Consider the following 17,306-nt stretch of genomic DNA (forward strand, 5'->3'; position numbering starts at 1 on the left):
CTCATTCGACGCGATCCGTACAGGCGGCCGCCATTTTGTCCAGCGCGACACGGACGGGTTCGTCGATCGGGGTGTCGCCAAGGTGGTCGCGCGCCGACGCGACGCGGTCGCTGATCATCTCCTCGATCATCGCGAGGGCCCCGGTCTTGACGATCAACGCCTTCCACCGATCGAGCGCATCGTCGTCGAGGACATGGCCGTACATCAATTCGTTCATTTCTGCGCGGGTCGTCGGATCGGCCAGCTGGTGTGCGGTCACCACCACGCTAGTTGCCTTGCGTTCCAGCAGATCTCCGGAACACGGCTTCCCCGTGGTCGCCGGCGAGCCGAAGACGCCGAGGACGTCATCGCGAAGCTGGAACGCTTCCCCGACGGCGGCGCCGTACCGCCCCAACCGTGTCATCGTTCGATCGTCGCAACCGGACATCGCCGCCCCGATCTCCAGGGGCCGCCGCACGGTGTAGTTGCCCGACTTGCGCCGCGCCACGTCGAGGACGGCCTCCAGCGAAGGCATGTGCCGGACGTCGCTCGTCAGGTCTCCGAACTGACCCATCGCCAGCTCGGTGCGCATCGTGTCGTAGCGGGGCCACGCCCGCTGCACGCCCGCGGATTCGACACCGCTCTCGCGCAGCATCTGTTCGGACCAGATCAGGCAGAGGTCACCCAGCAGGATGGCGGCCGATTCGCCGAACCGCCGAGACGAGCCGGATAACCCGCGCTCGCGGTGCCATTGGGCGAATCGAATGTGCGCCGAGGGCCGCCCCCGCCGTTCGGGCGAACCGTCCATGACATCGTCTTGCAGCAGCGCAAACACGTGTAGCAACTCGAAACTGGCGGCCGCCCGCAACGCGGACTCGCCGGGCGCGCCACCGCACAGCCATCCCAGATACGCGAAGGTCGACCGCACGCATTTGCCGCTGGAAATGAACGTTGTCAGGATGTCGCTCGCGGCGTCGATGCGCGTGTCGTCAAGCTCGCGACGCCGCGGCGCGATGAAGTCGGCGAGGTGGGCGAGAACTGCGTATCGCACGTGCGAGCGCCACTCGTCGAAGTCCTGCACATCTGGCCGTTCCGCCGCGATCACCGGCGAATCTGTGGCGGGTGTCAACGACAAAGCACCCATCTTGGCCACGCGCTCCCTCCTGGCCGGCTTGGCATTCCCAGGTTAGATCGGCTCAAACAACGCGGTGCGACAGCTCTGAAACCGCTCCGATCGACCATTCTCGACCTCGGAAGACCTTACCCATCACCTTCAAAAACTTAAACGTTAACTTACTGAAACTCTCCTTAGCACGCCAGTCGGGAGCGGCTGGTAAAGCGGCGTCGCTTCGGCCGTTCGCTCCCGGCAGGGGCATCACCCAGGATCACTTCATTCAATTAACCATTAACGAACTTAACTGTTTGGCGGTTCAGGGATATGCTCACATTCTTATGGAAGCTGACGGGCAGCGCTGGAGCCGCGATGCGCTGGAGTCGCTGATCTCTGCCGATCTGCGAGAGATATCAGCCGAATCCGACCAGATCGGGCGGCAGTTCGCGATGTCGAATCATCTGCGGCCCAACGACTTCCGCGCATTGATGTATGTCATGGTGGCAGAAGGCGCGGGTCGCCCGATGACCTCTGGTGATCTAAGCCAGCGGATGGGGCTGTCCGGTTCGGCCATCACCTACCTCGTCGATCGGTTGATCGATTCGGGACACATCCGCCGCGATTCACACCCGGACGATCGTCGCAAGGTCGTCCTGCGGCATGGCGAAACCGGCCTGGCTACTGCCAAGTCGTTCTTCAGTCCGCTGGGCGCCCTCACTCGAGTCGCCCTGGAGGAGCTGCCCGACGCGGACTTGATGGCGGCCCATCGGGTGCTCGGCGCGATGATCCACGCGATGCAGCGATTCCAGGGCGACGCAAGCGACCCCCGGCCATGAGCGGCATCTCCGAGCTGGCTTTTTGCGGTTTGACGGCATTGCCGGGGGGTACCCACGGCTCATCAGCGTGTCCGGCAAAACTGCCCGGACTCACGTGAGGGGTGGTGTGGCCCAATGCAAACGGTCAGCTGCCGGTGTAGTCGCCTGGCGATCGGATTCGCCATTGCGGTGATGGTCGTCGGATCCCCGAGCCCGGCGAGCGCCGATCCGGCCGTCACAGTGTTTCCCGGAATGGAGATTCGCCAAGGTGGCACGGTTTGCATGGTCGGGATGGTGGAGCCGCGGCTGCGGATCGCGGTGACCAGCGGCCAATGCGAGAGCGGAGCGTCGGAGGTTACCGACCGGGACGGAAACCCGGTGGGGACGGTGGTGCTCGCGCGCCGCCAGGCCGCCGACGACACGGCGGCCAACGGCGCGATGCTGCCCGTCGAATACGAAGTGATTGCGCTTGGCGCCACCGTGACGGCCTCGGACGTGCTGCCCACCGGCCGGCAACTGAAGTCATCGCCCGGCCTGCGCGCGCAGCCCGGCCTGCCGGTGTGCCAGTTCCGGCGAGCGGTCGGCCAGTGGTGCGGATCCATCAGCTCCGTCAGCAATGGCCGCTTCATCGTTGCCGACGCCGCAGTGGACGGCCGCGACTTCGGCGGTCCCGTTTACGTGCTGACCGACGACGCGGCCGTGATCGTGGGGTTGTTCGAGGGGATATGGGGATCGGTGCCCGAGATGGAGTCGTGGCAGGCGGTCATGCAGCAGGTCTACGTCGACGGCCGCTCCCAGACTCAGCAGCAACAACCGCCCGGTGAAGCGCGCATGATCGGACATCGGGTGGCCGCCTGACCGCCCTGGGCTCTTGAGGCTCGCCTGAAGGCAACGGCCCGAGCGGCGTTTTCTTCGGCGGGAAACGGGAATCCGCCGCCGGTGAACGTTTCCGATCTTGTCGCGGCGCCCTTCCAATGGGGTTCCGCCATCCGGGGAAAGCGGTTGTTCCATCCCATCGGGGTGCTGGCGGACGGCTTCCTCGAACGTCTTGCGCCCGCCGGCCAGGGCCTGCCCATCTCGTCGTCCGAGATTGTCGCGCGGGTATCCAAGGCCAGCGGCACCCCTGGACCCTTGCCGGACTTCATCGGCCTGGCCTTCCGGTTGACGCCGGCACAGGCTCCAGGGCCATGGGACATCCTGGTCGTCTCCTCGGGCTCAGGGGTGCTTTCCCGGGCGCTGGCACTGCGGCCGGCCATCTCCTGGAGCGGTCAGACTCTGACCACCCTGATGCCGCTGCACTATCAAGGAGACAACTGGTGGCTCAGGGCCCGGATCGTGAGCGAGATCGACGGCTTCGGTCTGTCCCTGGACAGCGTCCGCAACCGGCTCGAGCATGACAAAATCGAGTTTTCACTCGACCAAGCTTGTGGCACAGGCGATTTCATGCCGCTGGGCCGGCTCACGCTGACCGGCGTCATCGACCCCGAGCGCGCGGGGGACGTGTCGTTCGATCCCGTCATCAACACTCCGCCCGGCTTGAGCCTGCACCCGCGGTGGCTCGCCGATCTGCGGGCCCGGGCTTATCGGCGGAGCCGTCACGGCAGGGACGCGAACTAAGGGGGCGCCGTGTCCAAGCGCATCGTCATCACCGGGGCCAGCGGCAACGTGGGGACCGCGTTGCTGCGCAGGCTCGTCGAGGACGGCCACGACTATGACATCGTCGGCGTCAGCCGCCGACAGCCACCGCTGGACGGCGTTTACGCCCGTGCCGATTGGCATCAAGTCGACTTGGCCGAACCCGGGGTGGAAATCCAGCTGCACAAGATCTTTCGCGGCGCCGCGTGCGTGGTCCACCTCGCGTGGGGGTTTCAACCCACCCGCAACACGCGATACCTGGACGCGGTCGCGATCAACGGCAGTGCTGCGGTGCTGAGCGCGGCGCACAACGCCAAAGTGCCTCACCTGGTGCACATGTCGTCGGTGGGCAGCTACGCCCCCGGGCGGTACGGGGAACGGGTGGACGAGACGTGGTCGACCGCCGGCATCAGGTCCTCCGCCTACAGCCGGGCGAAATCGGCGGTGGAACAGGTGCTGGACGGCTACCAGCATCGCAATCCCGACGGTGTCGGCATCACCCGGATGCGGCCCGGATTCATCATGCAGCGCGACGCCGCGATGGGACTCCGGCGGTACACCCTGCCCGCTTACGTGGATCCCAAATGGCTGCGCTGGCTGCCGGTGCTACCGCTGGATCGCTCGCTGAGTGTGTCCATCGTGCACGCGCAGGACGTAGCGGAGGCTTGCGTCAAGGCGATCGAGCACTGCGCGCTGGGGCCTTTCAACCTGGCGGCCGAACCGCCGCTGTGCCGCGAGGACATCGTGCGGGCGCTGCGCGCACGGCCTATACATGTGCCCTCAACCGTCCTGGGCTTGCTGGCGGAGGCGTCCTGGCGGGCGCGACTGCAACCCATTGACCGCGGTTGGATTGATATGGCGTTTTCCCTGCCGTTGCTGGACACCGAACGGGCTCGCGACGTGCTGGGTTGGTCGCCCCGGTGGAGCTCCGCGGAAGCCCTGGGCGACCTGATCGACGGCTTTCTGGACGAATCGGGCACTCAGAGCCCGGTCCTTCGTTCGCGATCGTTCGCCGACGCGGTTGCCCGCGATATGGCTCGAGGGCCATTGACCATGCGGCCGGTGCCCTGACTCGTCACGGCAGCGTGGTTATGGTGCCGTCCGTCAAGAGTTCGGTGTAATAGCTTCCGCCCGGGTAGAAGTCGGGTGTCTGGGTTCCCGCGAACATGTCGGCGATCCAGCCGCGCGTCAGGCCCCATACTGCCGCGACATTGCCCGGCTTCGGACGACCACACACCAGGTTTTCGTAAGTGGGCGACGACGGTCCGAGTGCGTCGCCGTGCGCGCCGGTGGTGATCTTCACGCCGTGAAATGGTCGGTCCGACAGGAACCGTTCGATCGCCTTCGTGCCGAGTTGGAAGAAGTTGCAGAGCAGGTGAGGTGACGCCGTGGCGTAGATCGGCAGCGCGGTGCCTGCCAGACCTGCCAGCGCCTGGTCGGTATTGGAACCGAGGAACGACTTCACGCCGTCTTCGCTGACGATGCCGCGCAGTTGGGCGAAGGTGTCCGGGTAAGCGGTGTGCAGGCGCTCGGCGACGTACTCGACGGCCTCGGCCCCTGCCGAATGCCCCACGAAAACCAACTTTTCGGGTAGTGGCGTGACAGCTCGACCGGCCTTGGCGGCAGCCGTCGCGAAGGACGACGCCAACGCGCCATTCGGATCGTCCTTGTGGGCAAACACGTCGGCGATGTTGTTCAGGAAGCCGGTGTTGTCAATCAGGTGCTCCACGGTGCAGCCGAAGGGGTTGACGGTGGACAGCTTGGTGGCCATCACGAGGTAGCCGCTCCCGGCGACCTCGGCGGCGAAGGCGGACCAGACTTTCGCGCCCTCGACGAAGCCGTGCTGCAGCCAGACCAATCCCAGCGGCGGCGTGCTCGGGAAATACCAGGTCGTCGGAACCGGCCGGGTCTCGCTCGCGCATGCGACGTCGGTCGTGCTGTCCGCTTCCGTGGATTCGGCTCGGGCCTGCAGCGGGGCAAGCATGACGGCGGCCACCGCGGCGATGCACATGGCGGCCGCGCTGGCGCGCCGGACCAGCGCACCGGAGATCATTAAGAAATTGAACCATTTAGTTGTGTGGATGGGGGACTGATCAGGCCCAAACGCGCTAGGTCGTGCCCTCAGGCATTGCGCCCGAGCAGGTGACGCAGCGCCTGGTCGAGGTCTGGCTGGCGAAACCGGTGCCCGGCCGCGGTCAGCTTCTGCGGAGCCACTCGTTGATTGGCGCACGCGAGTTCGCGTGCGCCCTGCTCACCGAGCAGCAGCCGAGGCCCCAGCGACGGCACCGGCAACACCGCCGGCCGGTGCACGATGTGGGCCAGGGTGGCGGTGTATTCACTGTTGCGAACCGGTTGAGGGGCAACGGCGTTCACGGGCCCCGCCAGTGCTTCGTCCCAGAGTGCGCGGTGGTAGATGTCGACCAGGTCGTCGATCCCGATCCACGAGAGCCATTGCCGGCCGTCGCCGAGCCGGCCGCCCAGGCCGGCGCTGAACAACGGACGCATCAGCTTCAGCGTGCCGCCGCGCGGGGACTGCACGATGCCGGTGCGCACCTGCACCACCCGCACGCCGGCCTGTCCCGCCGGTGCGGTCGCCGCCTCCCAATCCGCCACGACGTCGGCGAGAAAACCGTCGCCGCGGTCGCTGTCCTCGGTCAGGATGTCATCGCCGCGGTCGTATCCGTAGTATCCGATCGCCGAAGCCGAGACGAACACGGCCGGCCGCTGTGGGGCGCGACCCACCGCTTCGGCCAGCCGGCGGGTCGGGCCAATCCTGCTGTCGCGGATGGCCTGTCGATGCTTCTCGGTGAACCGGCCGGCGATCGAGGCGCCCGCCAGATGGATGACCGCGTCCACGCCATCGAACAATCCCGGGTCGGGGTCGTCGGGATTCCACTGCCGCTCGTCGTCGGTCCGCGGGGCGTGGCGAACCAACCGGACGACGCGATGGCCGCCGGTGCTCAGAAACGCCGTCAACGCCGAACCCACCAACCCCGACGCCCCGGTGACCGCGACCGTCACCGGCACCAGCCCATTCTCGGCGGCCAGCCGGTGCGCGGCCAGATCGTCGGCCAGCTGACGGTGCCGGTAGTCGAACATGGGGCGCAGCAACGACCCGGGCACCGGCGTGTCGACCCGGTCGATGACCCTGGTGCGACCGTCGCCCAGATCGTCGAAGTCGTGAGTGTGTCTCCAGCGCACCGCCATTCGTGCCGGCAGCGCGGCCAGGCCGTCACCGCCGATCTCGTCGACGAAGCGCCGCGGCGGATCGTAGCCTCCAGCCTGATGGACGGCGACCCAGCGCAGGCCGCCCGGTAGCGCCAGCGTCGCCCGACCGTCCTTCAGCGATGCGGCCTCGGTGACCAGCCGCATCGGCTGCCACGGCGGCGAGAGCCGGGCGAACGCGCCCGGCCGGGCGTGCCAGGCGAAGACGTCGGCGATCGGCGCGTCGACCACGCTCGAATATTCCAACCCCATACTGCAGGTTAGCGGTTCGGCAGGGCGTTCTCGATGATGGGCATGCGCGGCTGTGGCTGCCGCTCGGCGCGCTTGGCGGCCAAATACACCTGCGCGGTCTCGCCGGCCACGGTCTTCCAGTCGAAGTCCGAGGTGAGCCGCTCGCGCGCGGCGCGGGCGCGGCGCTGCGCGGCAGCCGGATCGTCGAGCACGGTCCGCACGGCTGCCGCCAGCCCGGAGATGTCGCGGGGCGCACAAGACACCCCGGTCCGGCCGTTGATCACCGCCTCGCCCAGGCCGCCGATGTTCGACGTCACGAGCGGAGTGCCCGCCGCGGCGGCTTCCAGCGCGACGATCCCGAACGGCTCGTAGTGACTTGGCAGCACCGCGGCGTCGGCGCGATGCAGCACCGCCAGCAGTTCGGCGTGGTCGAGGTGCCCGGCGAACCGAATCGCCTTGAGCACCCGGTGCTTTCGGGCCTGCTCGACGAGCCACTGCTGCTGGGTGCCCTCCCCGGCGATGGTCAATGTGGTTCCGGGATGGGTGCGCCTGATCCGCGGTAGGGCGGCGATGACGTCGTGCACACCCTTCTCGTACTCCAGCCGCCCGAGGTAGAGCAGTTCGGCGGGACCGGTACGCGCTCGCCGCTCGGCGAACGGCCAGCGCGCGGCGTCGATACCGTTGCGGATCACCGTGATTCCGGCCAGGCCGGGACCGAACAGTTCGGTGATCTCGTCGCCCATCGACGCCGAACACGTGATCAGTGAATCGGATTCGCGCACCAACCACGACTCCAGAGCGTGCACCTGGCGACTGATGGCGCCGGAGATCCAGCCGGAATGCCGTCCGGCCTCGGTGGCATGAATGGTGGAAACCATTGGCACGTCATAAAACTGGGCGAGTGCGATCGCGGGGTGGGCCACCAGCCAGTCGTGTGCGTGCACGACGTCCGGACGCCACGGCCGGTTGGTGCCCCGCTTCTTCAGCGATAGCCCGGCGCGGATCATGGAATGGCCCATCGCCAGTGTCCACGCCATCATGTCGGCGCCGAAGGAGAATTCGTGCGGATCCTGGGCGGCCGCGATCACCCGGACGCCGTCGACCACCTCGTCGGACGACGGGTGCGTGCTGGCATCGGTGCCCGTGGGCTGTCGGGACAGCACGATGACCTCGTGGCCGGCGGCGGCCAGCGCGGTGGACAGGTGATGCACGTGCCGGCCGAGCCCGCCGATCACCACCGGCGGGTACTCCCAGGACACCATCAGGATCTTCACGCGGGCGCCTCACTCATCGGGGCAGCCTGCGCGCGTCGAGCGCTCCGAAAAGTCCGTCGGCGCGGTTCCATCCGTCGGCCAGCCGCCCGGCGGTGTCCCGCCGGCCGGACGCCAGCGCCCCCGCGATCTCGCGGGTGGCGTGGGCGTGCAAGTGGGCGCGATACCGCGCGTAGTCGGCGGCCGAGTCCTTACTCACCATGAATGGCCAGTCGCTGGAGACGGTGAGCAGGGTCTCGCGCAGGATCTGGTCGGCCACGTGGTCGCGGGGGAGCGGCCCGTCCAGGGATGCCCGCTGCGACAGCGCCTTGTCGACGGTGCTCAGCGCCATGTCGACCACTTCGTTGTTGAGCTGGACGAGATCGGCCACCTTGTCGCCGGCCCACACCTGCCAGTCCTTGCCCGAACCCCACGAACTGGGTGGCAATGCCACTGGGCCCCCGACGAATCCGTCCGCGATGGCGTCGTTCAACGTGCCCACCCGCACACCGGCGGCGGGCAGCGCCCGCAGCACCCGCTGCAGCCACGTCGGGCCCTCGTACCACCAGTGGCCGAACAGTTCGGTGTCGAAGGCGGCGACCACGTGTGCGGGCCGCCCGATCCGCTCGGATTCGCTCGTCAGCCGGTTGCGGACCACGTCGACGAAGTCGGCGACATGGCTGTCGACCGCGTGGTCGGCGCGCGCGGGATCGTAGGGCGCCTTGGCCTCCGACGCCACGTTGCGCCCGGTCACCCGCGCCGGCTTGAGCCCGGTGAGGTGGTCGTAGGTGTGGAAGTCGCGGTAGGCGGCGTGCCCCGGGTAGCCCGATTTCGGCGACCACACCCGATAACTGACCTGCAGGTCGCGACCGAACGCGACCACGTCGGTGTCACCGACCGGTCGGCCCAGCGCGGTGTCGCCGTGCAACGACGGGCCGTCGACCATGAAATGGGTGACACCGGCGGCAGCGTAGTCCTGCTCCAATCCGGGCGCGTAGGCACATTCGGGCGCCCAGATTCCGCTCGGGCGATGCGCCATCCGCTGTTGGGGGTCGGCCAGCCCTTCGCGCAGGGCGAACTCGCGTAGCCGTGGCGCGAGCAGCGGCTGGAACGGGTGGGCCAGTGGGCCGCCGAGCAACTCCACGGTGCCGGCGTCGATCAGGCCGCGCAGCAGCGGACTGCCGCCGTGCCGCCAGTGAGTGGCGAACTCGTCCAGCGCCCGATCCGCCTCGGCGCATTCGCGAATACCCAAGTCGCGCAGCGCTTCCGGCGTGCATGACGAGAAGCCGGCGGACTTCGAACGGGGAGCGGACCGCACGCTGGCGGCTTCGGCCGCCCGCAGCCGCCAGTTGGCCAGCCAGTGATGCATGCCATCGAGGCAGTACGGGTCGTCGAGCTGCGCGTTGACCACGGGAGTGACGCCGAGCGTGACCAAGCCCCGGCGGTCTTCGTCGGCCAGCGTGGTCAGCACCCGCATCAGCGGCAGATAGGCCGCGGCCCAGGATTGGTAGAGCCACTCCTCGCCGACCGGCCACCGCCCGTGATGTGCCAGCCAGGGCAGGTGGGTGTGCAGGACCAGGGTGAACATGCCGGGCACCCGATCGTGCGAATTACTCACGGCGCTACCGCGATTGCGATCAGATCCAGGCTGTCGTCGATGTCACGGCGGCCGCTTTCCAGTATCTCGAAGTCGTCACACGCCACCGCGGCGACGTCCGCCTGCAGCTGCGGCGGCCAGGGCGCGCTGGCCAACGCCAATGCGATCTGCGCGTCGATGATGGAGCCACCGTGCCGGGCGTCCATCTCCCGCAGCCGCGGCCCGTGGTACAACCCGCTGACCGATACGTCGCGAAAGCCCGCGTCTACCAGCAACTCGGTCAGCTCGTCGGCGTTGAGTTCGCGGGTGTGGAACGGGTTGATCGGGGTGTCGCGGCCGGGGGAGAAGGTGATCCGGTTGGGTGTGGACACCATCAGCAACCCGCCGTGGCGCAGCACCCGCGCGCACTCGTTCACGAATTGTGCCTGATCCCACAGGTGCTCGATGACTTGGAAGTTGACCACAATATCCACCGACGCGTCGGGCAGCGGCAGCTCGGCCAGGTTCGCCCGCATCACCTCCACCCGCGGGTAGCGCGCGCGCACGTGTGCCACCGCGGCCTCGTCGTAATCGACGGCCACCACCCGGCGAGCGACGCCGGCGATCAGGTCGGCGCCGTACCCCTCGCCGCAGCCCGCCTCGAGCACGTCGCGGCCCGCGCAGAGACCGGCCAGCCGCTGGTAAACCACCTGGTGGCGGCGAAACCAGTAGTTTTCGACGTCCAGATCGGGAATGGTGCGCTCGCCCGTCAGCGTCAGCACGGAGTCGGCCGACGGCGGGGGATCACCGGGGCTGCGTCGGGGGACGTCGGGGACGGTTGCGCTCATCGCATAGGCAGGCTAACGCGAAGTGTCGGATTCGCGAACCGCGAGCCGGGCGCCTCCGGCCGCCGACGGCAGACACGCCGCAAGAACGCCCAGTACGACCCGCTATGGTGTGAATGCAGGCTGCACAAAGTTACCGAGTAGTAACACGACCGTGCGCTGCTAAACGCGTACTGAAAGTCTCGTGGTCGACTGCTGCGAGGCTCCTTCAATAGGAGGACGAACCACACTCATGACGAACATCGTGGTCCTGATCAAGCAGGTCCCAGACACCTGGTCGGAGCGCAAGCTGAACGACGGCGATTACACGCTGGACCGCGAGGCCGCCGACGCGGTGCTGGACGAGATCAACGAGCGCGCCGTCGAAGAGGCCTTGCAGATCCGCGAGCGGGAGGGCGGCGAGGGTTCGGTGACCGTGCTGACCGCGGGCCCCGAACGCGCCACCGAGGCGATCCGCAAGGCGCTGTCGATGGGCGCCGACAAGGCCGTCCACCTCAAGGACGACGGCATGCGCGGCTCCTGCGTGGTGCAGACCGCCTGGGCGCTGGCGCGCGCGCTGGGCACCATCGAGGGCACCGAGCTCGTCATCGCCGGTAACGAGTCGACCGACGGCTCCGGCGGCGCCGTGCCGGCCATCATCGCCGAGTACCTGGGCCTGCCGCAGCTGACCCATCTGCGCAAGCTGTCCATCGAGGGCGGCAAGATCACCGGCGAACGCGAGACCGACGACGGCGTGTTCACGCTCGAGGCGTCGCTGCCCGCCGTGGTGAGTGTGACCGAGAAGATCAACGAGCCGCGCTTCCCGTCCTTCAAGGGCATCATGGCCGCGAAGAAGAAAGAGGTCACCGTGCTGACGCTCGCCGAGATCGGCGTCGAAAGCGACGAGGTCGGGCTGGAGAACGCCGGATCGACGGTGCTGTCGTCGACGCCGAAGCCCCCGAAGACCGCGGGTGAGAAGGTCACCGACGAGGGTGAGGGCGGCAACCAGATCTCCCAGTACCTGGTCGGCCAGAAGATCATCTAGACGAGCACCCATCCCACAGACGAGAAGAGCGAAGAAACCATGGCTGAAGTTTTGGTGCTCGTTGAGCACGCCGAAGGCGCACTGAAGAAAGTCACCTCCGAACTGATCACCGCCGCCCGCGCGCTGGGCGATCCGGCCGCCGTCGTCGTCGGTAAGCCCGGAACCGCCGCGCCGCTGGTCGACGGGTTGAAGGAGGCGGGCGCCGCCAAGATCTACGTCGCCGAGTCCGACGACGCCGAGAACTACCTGATCACGCCGGTGGTCGACGTGCTGGCCGCGCTGGCCGAGTCGAACGCGCCCGCCGCCGTACTGCTTTCCGCCAACGCCGACGGCAAGGAGATCGCGGGCCGGCTCGCCGCCCGGATCGGATCCGGCCTGCTCGTCGACGTGGTCGGCGTCCAGGAAGGCAACAAGGGAACCCACTCCATCTTCGGTGGGGCGTTCACCGTCGAGTCGCAGGCCAACGGCGACACCCCGGTGATCACCGTCCGCGGTGGCGCCATTGACGCCGAGCCGCAGGCCGGCGCCGGCGAGCAGGTGACCGTCGAGGTGCCCGCGCCCGCCGAGAACGCCACCAAGATCACGGCCCGCGAACCGGCGGTCGCCGGCGACCGGCCGGAGCTCACCGAGGCCACCATCGTGGTGTCCGGTGGTCGCGGGGTCGGCAGCGCGGAGAACTTCAGCGTGGTCGAGGCCCTGGCCGACTCGCTGGGTGGCGCCGTCGGCGCGTCGCGCGCCGCGGTCGACTCCGGCTACTACCCGGGCCAGTTCCAGGTCGGCCAGACCGGCAAGACGGTGTCGCCGCAGCTCTACATCGCGCTGGGCATCTCCGGCGCCATCCAGCACCGCGCGGGCATGCAGACGTCCAAGACCATCGTCGCGGTCAACAAGGACGAAGAGGCGCCCATCTTCGAGATCGCCGACTACGGCGTGGTGGGCGACCTGTTCAAGGTCGCCCCGCAGCTGACCGACGCCATCAAGACACGCAAGGGCTGATTCGCTTAGCCAGGAGCCCCCGACGGGCGTCGGGGGCTCCTGCGCGTAAACGGCCGCATTGACCGGTCGCCGAATTCGATAGCGCGGGTGCTATCAAATTTCCAAGTCGCCTATCGGTCGCCGTCTGCCTGGGTGAGCATTGCGTCGATGCGCCGCAACGCGATTGCGCACACCGTCACATAGGGCGCCGCCCACCACGGAGCTGCCATGCCCACGCGCGACCCGTCGCCCATCGGGTCCACCCAGTGACGCGTCGCCGGAACGCCGGCCACCTTCCAACCCCAGTGGCGCCCCGGCTCGAAGTCGGTGACGACGAACGGCGCCGGCACGAGCAGCGACGTCTGGACCGTCCCGGTTGCGCCCAGGGCCAGTTCGGTGTGCGGTGCGTCGAGCCGGGCGCCCCGGATTGTCGGGCCCCACTTCGGCCACGCGTCGAGGTCGACCAACAGGTCCCACACCGCCGACGGCGGCGCCGCGATCACGCGGTCGACGCTGAGCATGATGCCGCCGCCCGTCACGGGGCCGACCGGCCTAGTCGGCGCTGTTGCTTGACGACCTCATCATCGCTCAACTGCACTACGGCGGCTTCTGATGCTTTGCGCGTAGCCTCCGCGCGTTCGCGGGTGGCGCGGGCCGCCTCGCGGACTTCTCGCGCCCGCGCAATGGCGTCGCCCAGGCCGGGTACCGGCACGGTGTCTTCGGCGGCACGGCGTCGCACGCTGGCGCGGTGGGATTTCTGTCGGCAGGCCCCACTGCAATAGCGTGCGTCGGCACGGCCGTAAAAAGCCGTGCCGCACTCCCAACACTGCAAGCGGCGCGCGGCCATAACGCCATGTTACGGCTATTCGTAACGCGTAGCAACACCAAGATTTCCGATGTTTGGGCTGCTAGAGTGGCTTCTACCGGCGAAGCAAGGCCCCACCCCCATGGTGAATTGGCCAGGTCAGCAAACATTTTCAGCTGGGGGCTTCGGCTTAGCTCTCCGGCCGCCGGGCATCAGTCGGGGAAGGTCGGAAGATGCGCGTAGACGAGGGTAAACCGGCTTTCGGGCTGCGTAGCCCCGACTATCTGAGCCGGATGCACGAGCAACTCGACGAGCTGGTCGCCGAGCGTCAGCAGATGGGACAGCTGCTGCAAGTAGCGATCGAGATCGGCTCCGATCTCGAACTCGACGCGGTATTGCACCGCATCCTGGCCGCCGCGATAGGCATGACCGGCGCCCGTTACGGCGCCATCGGGGTGTGGAGCTCGGAGGGGACCCTGGCGTCCTTCGTGCACAGCGGCATGGATGCCGACACGGTGGGGTTGGTCGGGCACCTACCGGTGGGCAAAGGGGTGCTCGGCGCCCTCCGCGACCGAACCGAGCCGCTGCGCCTGGCGCAGTTGTCCGACCATCCGGCCGCCGTCGGATTCCCCGAACACCACCCCCCGATGGGCGCCTTCCTGGGAATGCCCGTGATCATTCGCGGCGCGGTGTTCGGCAGCCTGTATGTCACCGACGATCGGCCCGGGCGCGCCTTCAGCGAGGCCGACGAGGTCACGGTGCGGGCGCTCGCGTCGGCGGCGTCGGTGGCCATCGACAATGCCCGGCTGTTCGACCGGGTCCGCGCCGGCGCCCGGTGGACCGACGCGAGCCGCGAGATCAGCACCGCCCTGCTCACGGAGTCACAGCCGGACCTGCCGCCGCTGCAACTGATCGCCGAACGCGCGGTGGAGCTGACGGACGCCGAGCAGGCGATAGTCCTCGTTCCGGCCGACCCCGATCTACCCAGCGATGAGGTGGACCGCCTGGTGGTGTCCGCGGCGGTCGGCCTGCACGCCAATGCGGTTCTGGGACAAGAGGTCCCGGTCCGGGGATCGACCACCGGGGAGGTGTTCCGGTCTGGCCGCCCGTTGCTCACCGAGACGTTCCGCCGCCCGATCCCGGCGTTCACCGACGTCGGCGAGCGACCCGCGATCTTGATGCCGCTTCGCTCCGACCAGCAGACGCTCGGCGTGATCGTAGTGGCCCGCAACAGCGAAGCGCGCCCCTTCGACGAAGAGCATCTCGACCTCGTCCGCGACTTCGCCGATCATGCCGCGATCGCCCTCACGCTGGCCACCGAACGGCGGAACGCGAGGGATCTCAGCGTGTTGGTCGACCGCGAGCGCATCGCCCGCGATCTGCACGACCAGGTCATCAGCCGCGTCTTCGCCGTCGGCATGGAACTGCAAGGCGTCGTCGCCCGCCTCCGCTCACCGCAACTCGCGGCGCGGGTGACCGAATCCGTCGACGAGTTGCAGGCCGTCATCGGTGACATCCGGCGCACTGTCTTCGATCTGCAGCACCCGCAGGCGCGGCGGCGCAGCTTCTCCGAGCGCGTCCAGGACGCGTTCGGGCGCCTCACCGGCGACGACAACGAGGGAACCACGCTGCGCATGGCGGGGACGATGACCGCGGTGAGCGACGAACTCGCCGCACACGCCGAAGCCGTCATCAGCGAGGCGCTCGGCAACGCGGTGCGGCACTCCCGCGCCGCCAGCATCGCCGTCGAGGTCACCGTCACCGATGAGCTGCTCATCGAGGTCACGGACGACGGGAGCGGCACCCGCCCGGACCATCAATCCCGCTGCGGCATGGACGCTATAACCCGCCGCGCCAGAGACCTCGGCGGCGATTGCGCGATCACCAGTCCGCCCGGGGGCGGCACCCGCGTGCGCTGGAGCGCGCCACTGCAGATTTCCTGACGTTCGGTCGGCGGCGACCGGCTCGACAATTGTTTTCCCGGCCGTTGACCAGCTGTTTCCTTGCGCCCGTTTTCGCCACAGTTCGTCATCTGGCGTGCACCGACATGTCACAGCCCCGATGCCGACTAGCTCATCGGTTCGGCCACGTTGTGTGTCATGAGCATTGCTTCTGTCCTCATACCCAGCGACAAACCGGAAAGCCCGGCGGCCGGTTCGGCCGCCGGACCCCGCTACTCGCTCTTGCTGTCCACCGACGCCAGCATGATCGAGGCCGCGCAGCGGCTCCGGTACGACGTTTTCACCAGCACGCCCGGCTTCGCGCTGCCGGCGAACGATTACCAACGACGCGACGTCGACAGCTTCGATGAGCACTGCGACCACCTGTTGGTCCGCGACGACGACACCGGTGAACTGGTCGGTTGTTACCGCATGCTGGCCCCGGCGGGCGCGATCGCGGCCGGAGGGCTCTACACCGCGACGGAATTCGACATCCGCGCTTTCGACCCGCTCAGGCCATCGCTGGTGGAGATGGGACGCGCAGTGGTGCGCGAGGGTCACCGCAACGGCGCCGTTGTGCTGCTGATGTGGGCGGGCATCCTGGCCTACTTGGATCGCTACGGCTACGACTACGTGACCGGCTGCGTGTCGGTGCCCATCGGCGGGGATTCCGACGACCCGGAAAACCGCGTGCCGGGCCATCAGCTACGCGGCGTACGCGACTTCATCCTGAGCCGGCACGCCGCCCCGGCGCAGTACCGGGTGCGTCCGTACCGGCCGGTGATCGTCGACGGCACCGCCCTCGACGACATCCCGGCCCCGGCACGGCCGTCGGTCCCGGCGCTGATGCGCGGGTACCTGCGGTTGGGCGCCCAGGTGTGCGGCGAGCCCGCGCACGACCCCGACTTCGGCGTCGGCGATTTCTGCGTCCTGCTGGACAAGCGGCGGGCCGATACCCGATACCTGAAGCGGCTGCGCTCCGTGTCGGCCGCCGCGCAGCTGGCGGGCGACGACCGATGAACACTTCCGCTCGCACCGGGCACTCCTGGCTACCGCGCGCCTCGTGTGACGCCGGTTGCGTGAGCGCCGGCGACGTGGTCGCGTCTCCGCCGCTGTTGGTGGCGCTGCGGGTGACGCTCCGGGTCATGCTGGCGCTGCTGCTGGCGCCGGGGGTGGTGCTGCTGGCGATACCGCTGCCGGGCCGGACCCGCGTGCAGCGCATCTATTGCCGGATGGTGTTGCGCTGTTTCGGAATCCGGATCACGGTGACCGGCAGCCCGATACGCAATTTGCGCGGCGTCTTGGTGGTCAGCCCGCACATGTCGTGGCTCGACGTCTTCGCCATCGGGTCGGTGTTGCCCGGTTCTTTCGTCGCCCGGGCCGACATGTTCTCCGGGCTCGCCACGGGGACGGTGGCCCGCATCCTGAAGATCATCCCGATCGAGCGGTCCAGTCTGCGGCGGTTGCCCGCGGTGGTGAACACCGTCGCCCGCCGGCTGCACGACGGCCAGACGGTCGTGTGCTTCCCGGAGGGCACCACCTGGTGTGGTCGGGACGGCGGGGCGTTCTATCCCGCGATGTTCCAGGCGGCGATCGACGCCGGCCGGCCGGTGCAGCCGCTTCGGCTGACCTACCACCACGTCGACGGCAGCGTCTCGACCGTGCCTGCTTTCGTCGGCGACGAGACACTGGGGCGGTCCATCCGCAGATTGCTCGCCGTGCGGCGCACGCTGGCGCGGGTGCACGTCGAATCTCTGCAGCTCCCGGGAGCCGATCGGCGAGCGTTGGCGAGCCGCTGCCAGTCGGTGGTGGGCGTCGGAGCGCCCCGGCCCGCTGGTCAAGGGCCCATGCTGGTGGCCTCCTGACCAAATAGTGGCGACCCGCGGCGCCCGGCT

General features: G+C 68.3%; 16 protein-coding genes. 9 read left to right on the forward strand and 7 right to left on the reverse strand.

The annotated features are described in order from the left end of the window. Position 1: 1 nt before the first annotated feature. Positions 2-1,123, reverse strand: coding sequence for a polyprenyl synthetase family protein (locus tag A5697_RS24845; protein ID WP_082953585.1), 1,122 nt, complete (start codon positions 1,121-1,123; stop codon positions 2-4). A gap of 308 nt (positions 1,124-1,431) precedes the next feature. On the opposite strand from A5697_RS24845, the gene A5697_RS24850 reads away from it, so the two are divergent. From A5697_RS24850 to A5697_RS24865, 4 genes are all read left to right on the forward strand, one after another. After that, complete coding sequence (locus tag A5697_RS24850) at positions 1,432-1,926, forward strand: MarR family winged helix-turn-helix transcriptional regulator (RefSeq protein WP_068012371.1); 495 nt, start codon at positions 1,432-1,434, stop codon at positions 1,924-1,926. Between the two features lie 114 nt (positions 1,927-2,040). Beyond that, positions 2,041-2,763, forward strand: coding sequence for a hypothetical protein (locus A5697_RS24855; RefSeq protein WP_068012372.1), 723 nt, complete (start codon positions 2,041-2,043; stop codon positions 2,761-2,763). Between the two features lie 81 nt (positions 2,764-2,844). Further along, the gene (locus tag A5697_RS24860) at positions 2,845-3,522 is read left to right on the forward strand and encodes a phosphodiesterase (RefSeq protein WP_067948418.1); all 678 of its coding nucleotides are present in this window, start codon (positions 2,845-2,847) and stop codon (positions 3,520-3,522) included. Positions 3,523-3,531: 9 nt separating this feature from the next. Next, entirely contained in the window at positions 3,532-4,611 is a 1,080-nt protein-coding gene (locus A5697_RS24865; RefSeq protein WP_068012373.1) for an NAD-dependent epimerase/dehydratase family protein, read from the forward strand. A 4-nt stretch (positions 4,612-4,615) separates the two neighbouring features. Here A5697_RS24865 and A5697_RS24870 read toward each other — a convergent pair whose 3' ends face one another. The 5 genes from A5697_RS24870 to A5697_RS24890 form a co-directional block, all read right to left on the reverse strand. Then, positions 4,616-5,551: an alpha/beta hydrolase gene (locus A5697_RS24870; RefSeq protein ID WP_156673433.1), complete on the reverse strand. Its 936-nt coding sequence runs from the start codon at positions 5,549-5,551 to the stop codon at positions 4,616-4,618. A 110-nt stretch (positions 5,552-5,661) separates the two neighbouring features. After that, entirely contained in the window at positions 5,662-7,017 is a 1,356-nt protein-coding gene (locus tag A5697_RS24875) for a TIGR01777 family oxidoreductase (protein ID WP_068012375.1), read from the reverse strand. Between the two features lie 8 nt (positions 7,018-7,025). Next, the gene (locus A5697_RS24880; RefSeq protein WP_068012377.1) at positions 7,026-8,270 is read right to left on the reverse strand and encodes a glycosyltransferase family 4 protein; all 1,245 of its coding nucleotides are present in this window, start codon (positions 8,268-8,270) and stop codon (positions 7,026-7,028) included. A 13-nt stretch (positions 8,271-8,283) separates the two neighbouring features. Continuing rightward, a complete protein-coding gene (locus tag A5697_RS24885; RefSeq protein ID WP_156673439.1) occupies positions 8,284-9,834 on the reverse strand; it encodes a glycoside hydrolase family 57 protein in 1,551 nt (516 codons plus the stop codon). 26 nt (positions 9,835-9,860) lie between these two features. Next, the gene (locus A5697_RS24890) at positions 9,861-10,670 is read right to left on the reverse strand and encodes a bifunctional 2-polyprenyl-6-hydroxyphenol methylase/3-demethylubiquinol 3-O-methyltransferase UbiG (protein WP_068012380.1); all 810 of its coding nucleotides are present in this window, start codon (positions 10,668-10,670) and stop codon (positions 9,861-9,863) included. Positions 10,671-10,899: 229 nt separating this feature from the next. Between A5697_RS24890 and A5697_RS24895 the strand changes: the two genes are divergently transcribed. Further along, the gene (locus A5697_RS24895) at positions 10,900-11,691 is read left to right on the forward strand and encodes an electron transfer flavoprotein subunit beta/FixA family protein (RefSeq protein ID WP_067948404.1); all 792 of its coding nucleotides are present in this window, start codon (positions 10,900-10,902) and stop codon (positions 11,689-11,691) included. A gap of 39 nt (positions 11,692-11,730) precedes the next feature. Continuing rightward, positions 11,731-12,687: an electron transfer flavoprotein subunit alpha/FixB family protein gene (locus A5697_RS24900; protein WP_068012381.1), complete on the forward strand. Its 957-nt coding sequence runs from the start codon at positions 11,731-11,733 to the stop codon at positions 12,685-12,687. A 110-nt stretch (positions 12,688-12,797) separates the two neighbouring features. On the opposite strand, the gene A5697_RS24905 is transcribed toward A5697_RS24900, so the two are convergent. Next, on the reverse strand, positions 12,798-13,187 hold the full coding sequence (locus A5697_RS24905; RefSeq protein ID WP_068012416.1) for an SRPBCC family protein: 390 nt from the start codon (positions 13,185-13,187) through the stop codon (positions 12,798-12,800). A gap of 577 nt (positions 13,188-13,764) precedes the next feature. On the opposite strand from A5697_RS24905, the gene A5697_RS24910 reads away from it, so the two are divergent. From A5697_RS24910 to A5697_RS24920, 3 genes are all read left to right on the forward strand, one after another. After that, the gene (locus A5697_RS24910; protein ID WP_231972178.1) at positions 13,765-15,414 is read left to right on the forward strand and encodes a GAF domain-containing protein; all 1,650 of its coding nucleotides are present in this window, start codon (positions 13,765-13,767) and stop codon (positions 15,412-15,414) included. A 156-nt stretch (positions 15,415-15,570) separates the two neighbouring features. After that, positions 15,571-16,431 carry a GNAT family N-acetyltransferase gene (locus A5697_RS24915; protein WP_068012387.1) on the forward strand — a complete coding sequence of 287 codons (861 nt, stop codon included), beginning with the start codon at positions 15,571-15,573 and terminating at the stop codon, positions 16,429-16,431. Next, positions 16,428-17,276 carry a 1-acyl-sn-glycerol-3-phosphate acyltransferase gene (locus A5697_RS24920; RefSeq protein ID WP_067948397.1) on the forward strand — a complete coding sequence of 283 codons (849 nt, stop codon included), beginning with the start codon at positions 16,428-16,430 and terminating at the stop codon, positions 17,274-17,276. Before A5697_RS24915 ends, A5697_RS24920 begins: the two co-directional genes overlap by 4 nt. The last annotated feature ends 30 nt before the right edge of the window (positions 17,277-17,306 follow it).

Origin of the sequence: Mycobacterium sp. E3251 (assembly GCF_001666835.1) — a bacterium.
Lineage (GTDB): Bacteria > Actinomycetota > Actinomycetes > Mycobacteriales > Mycobacteriaceae > Mycobacterium.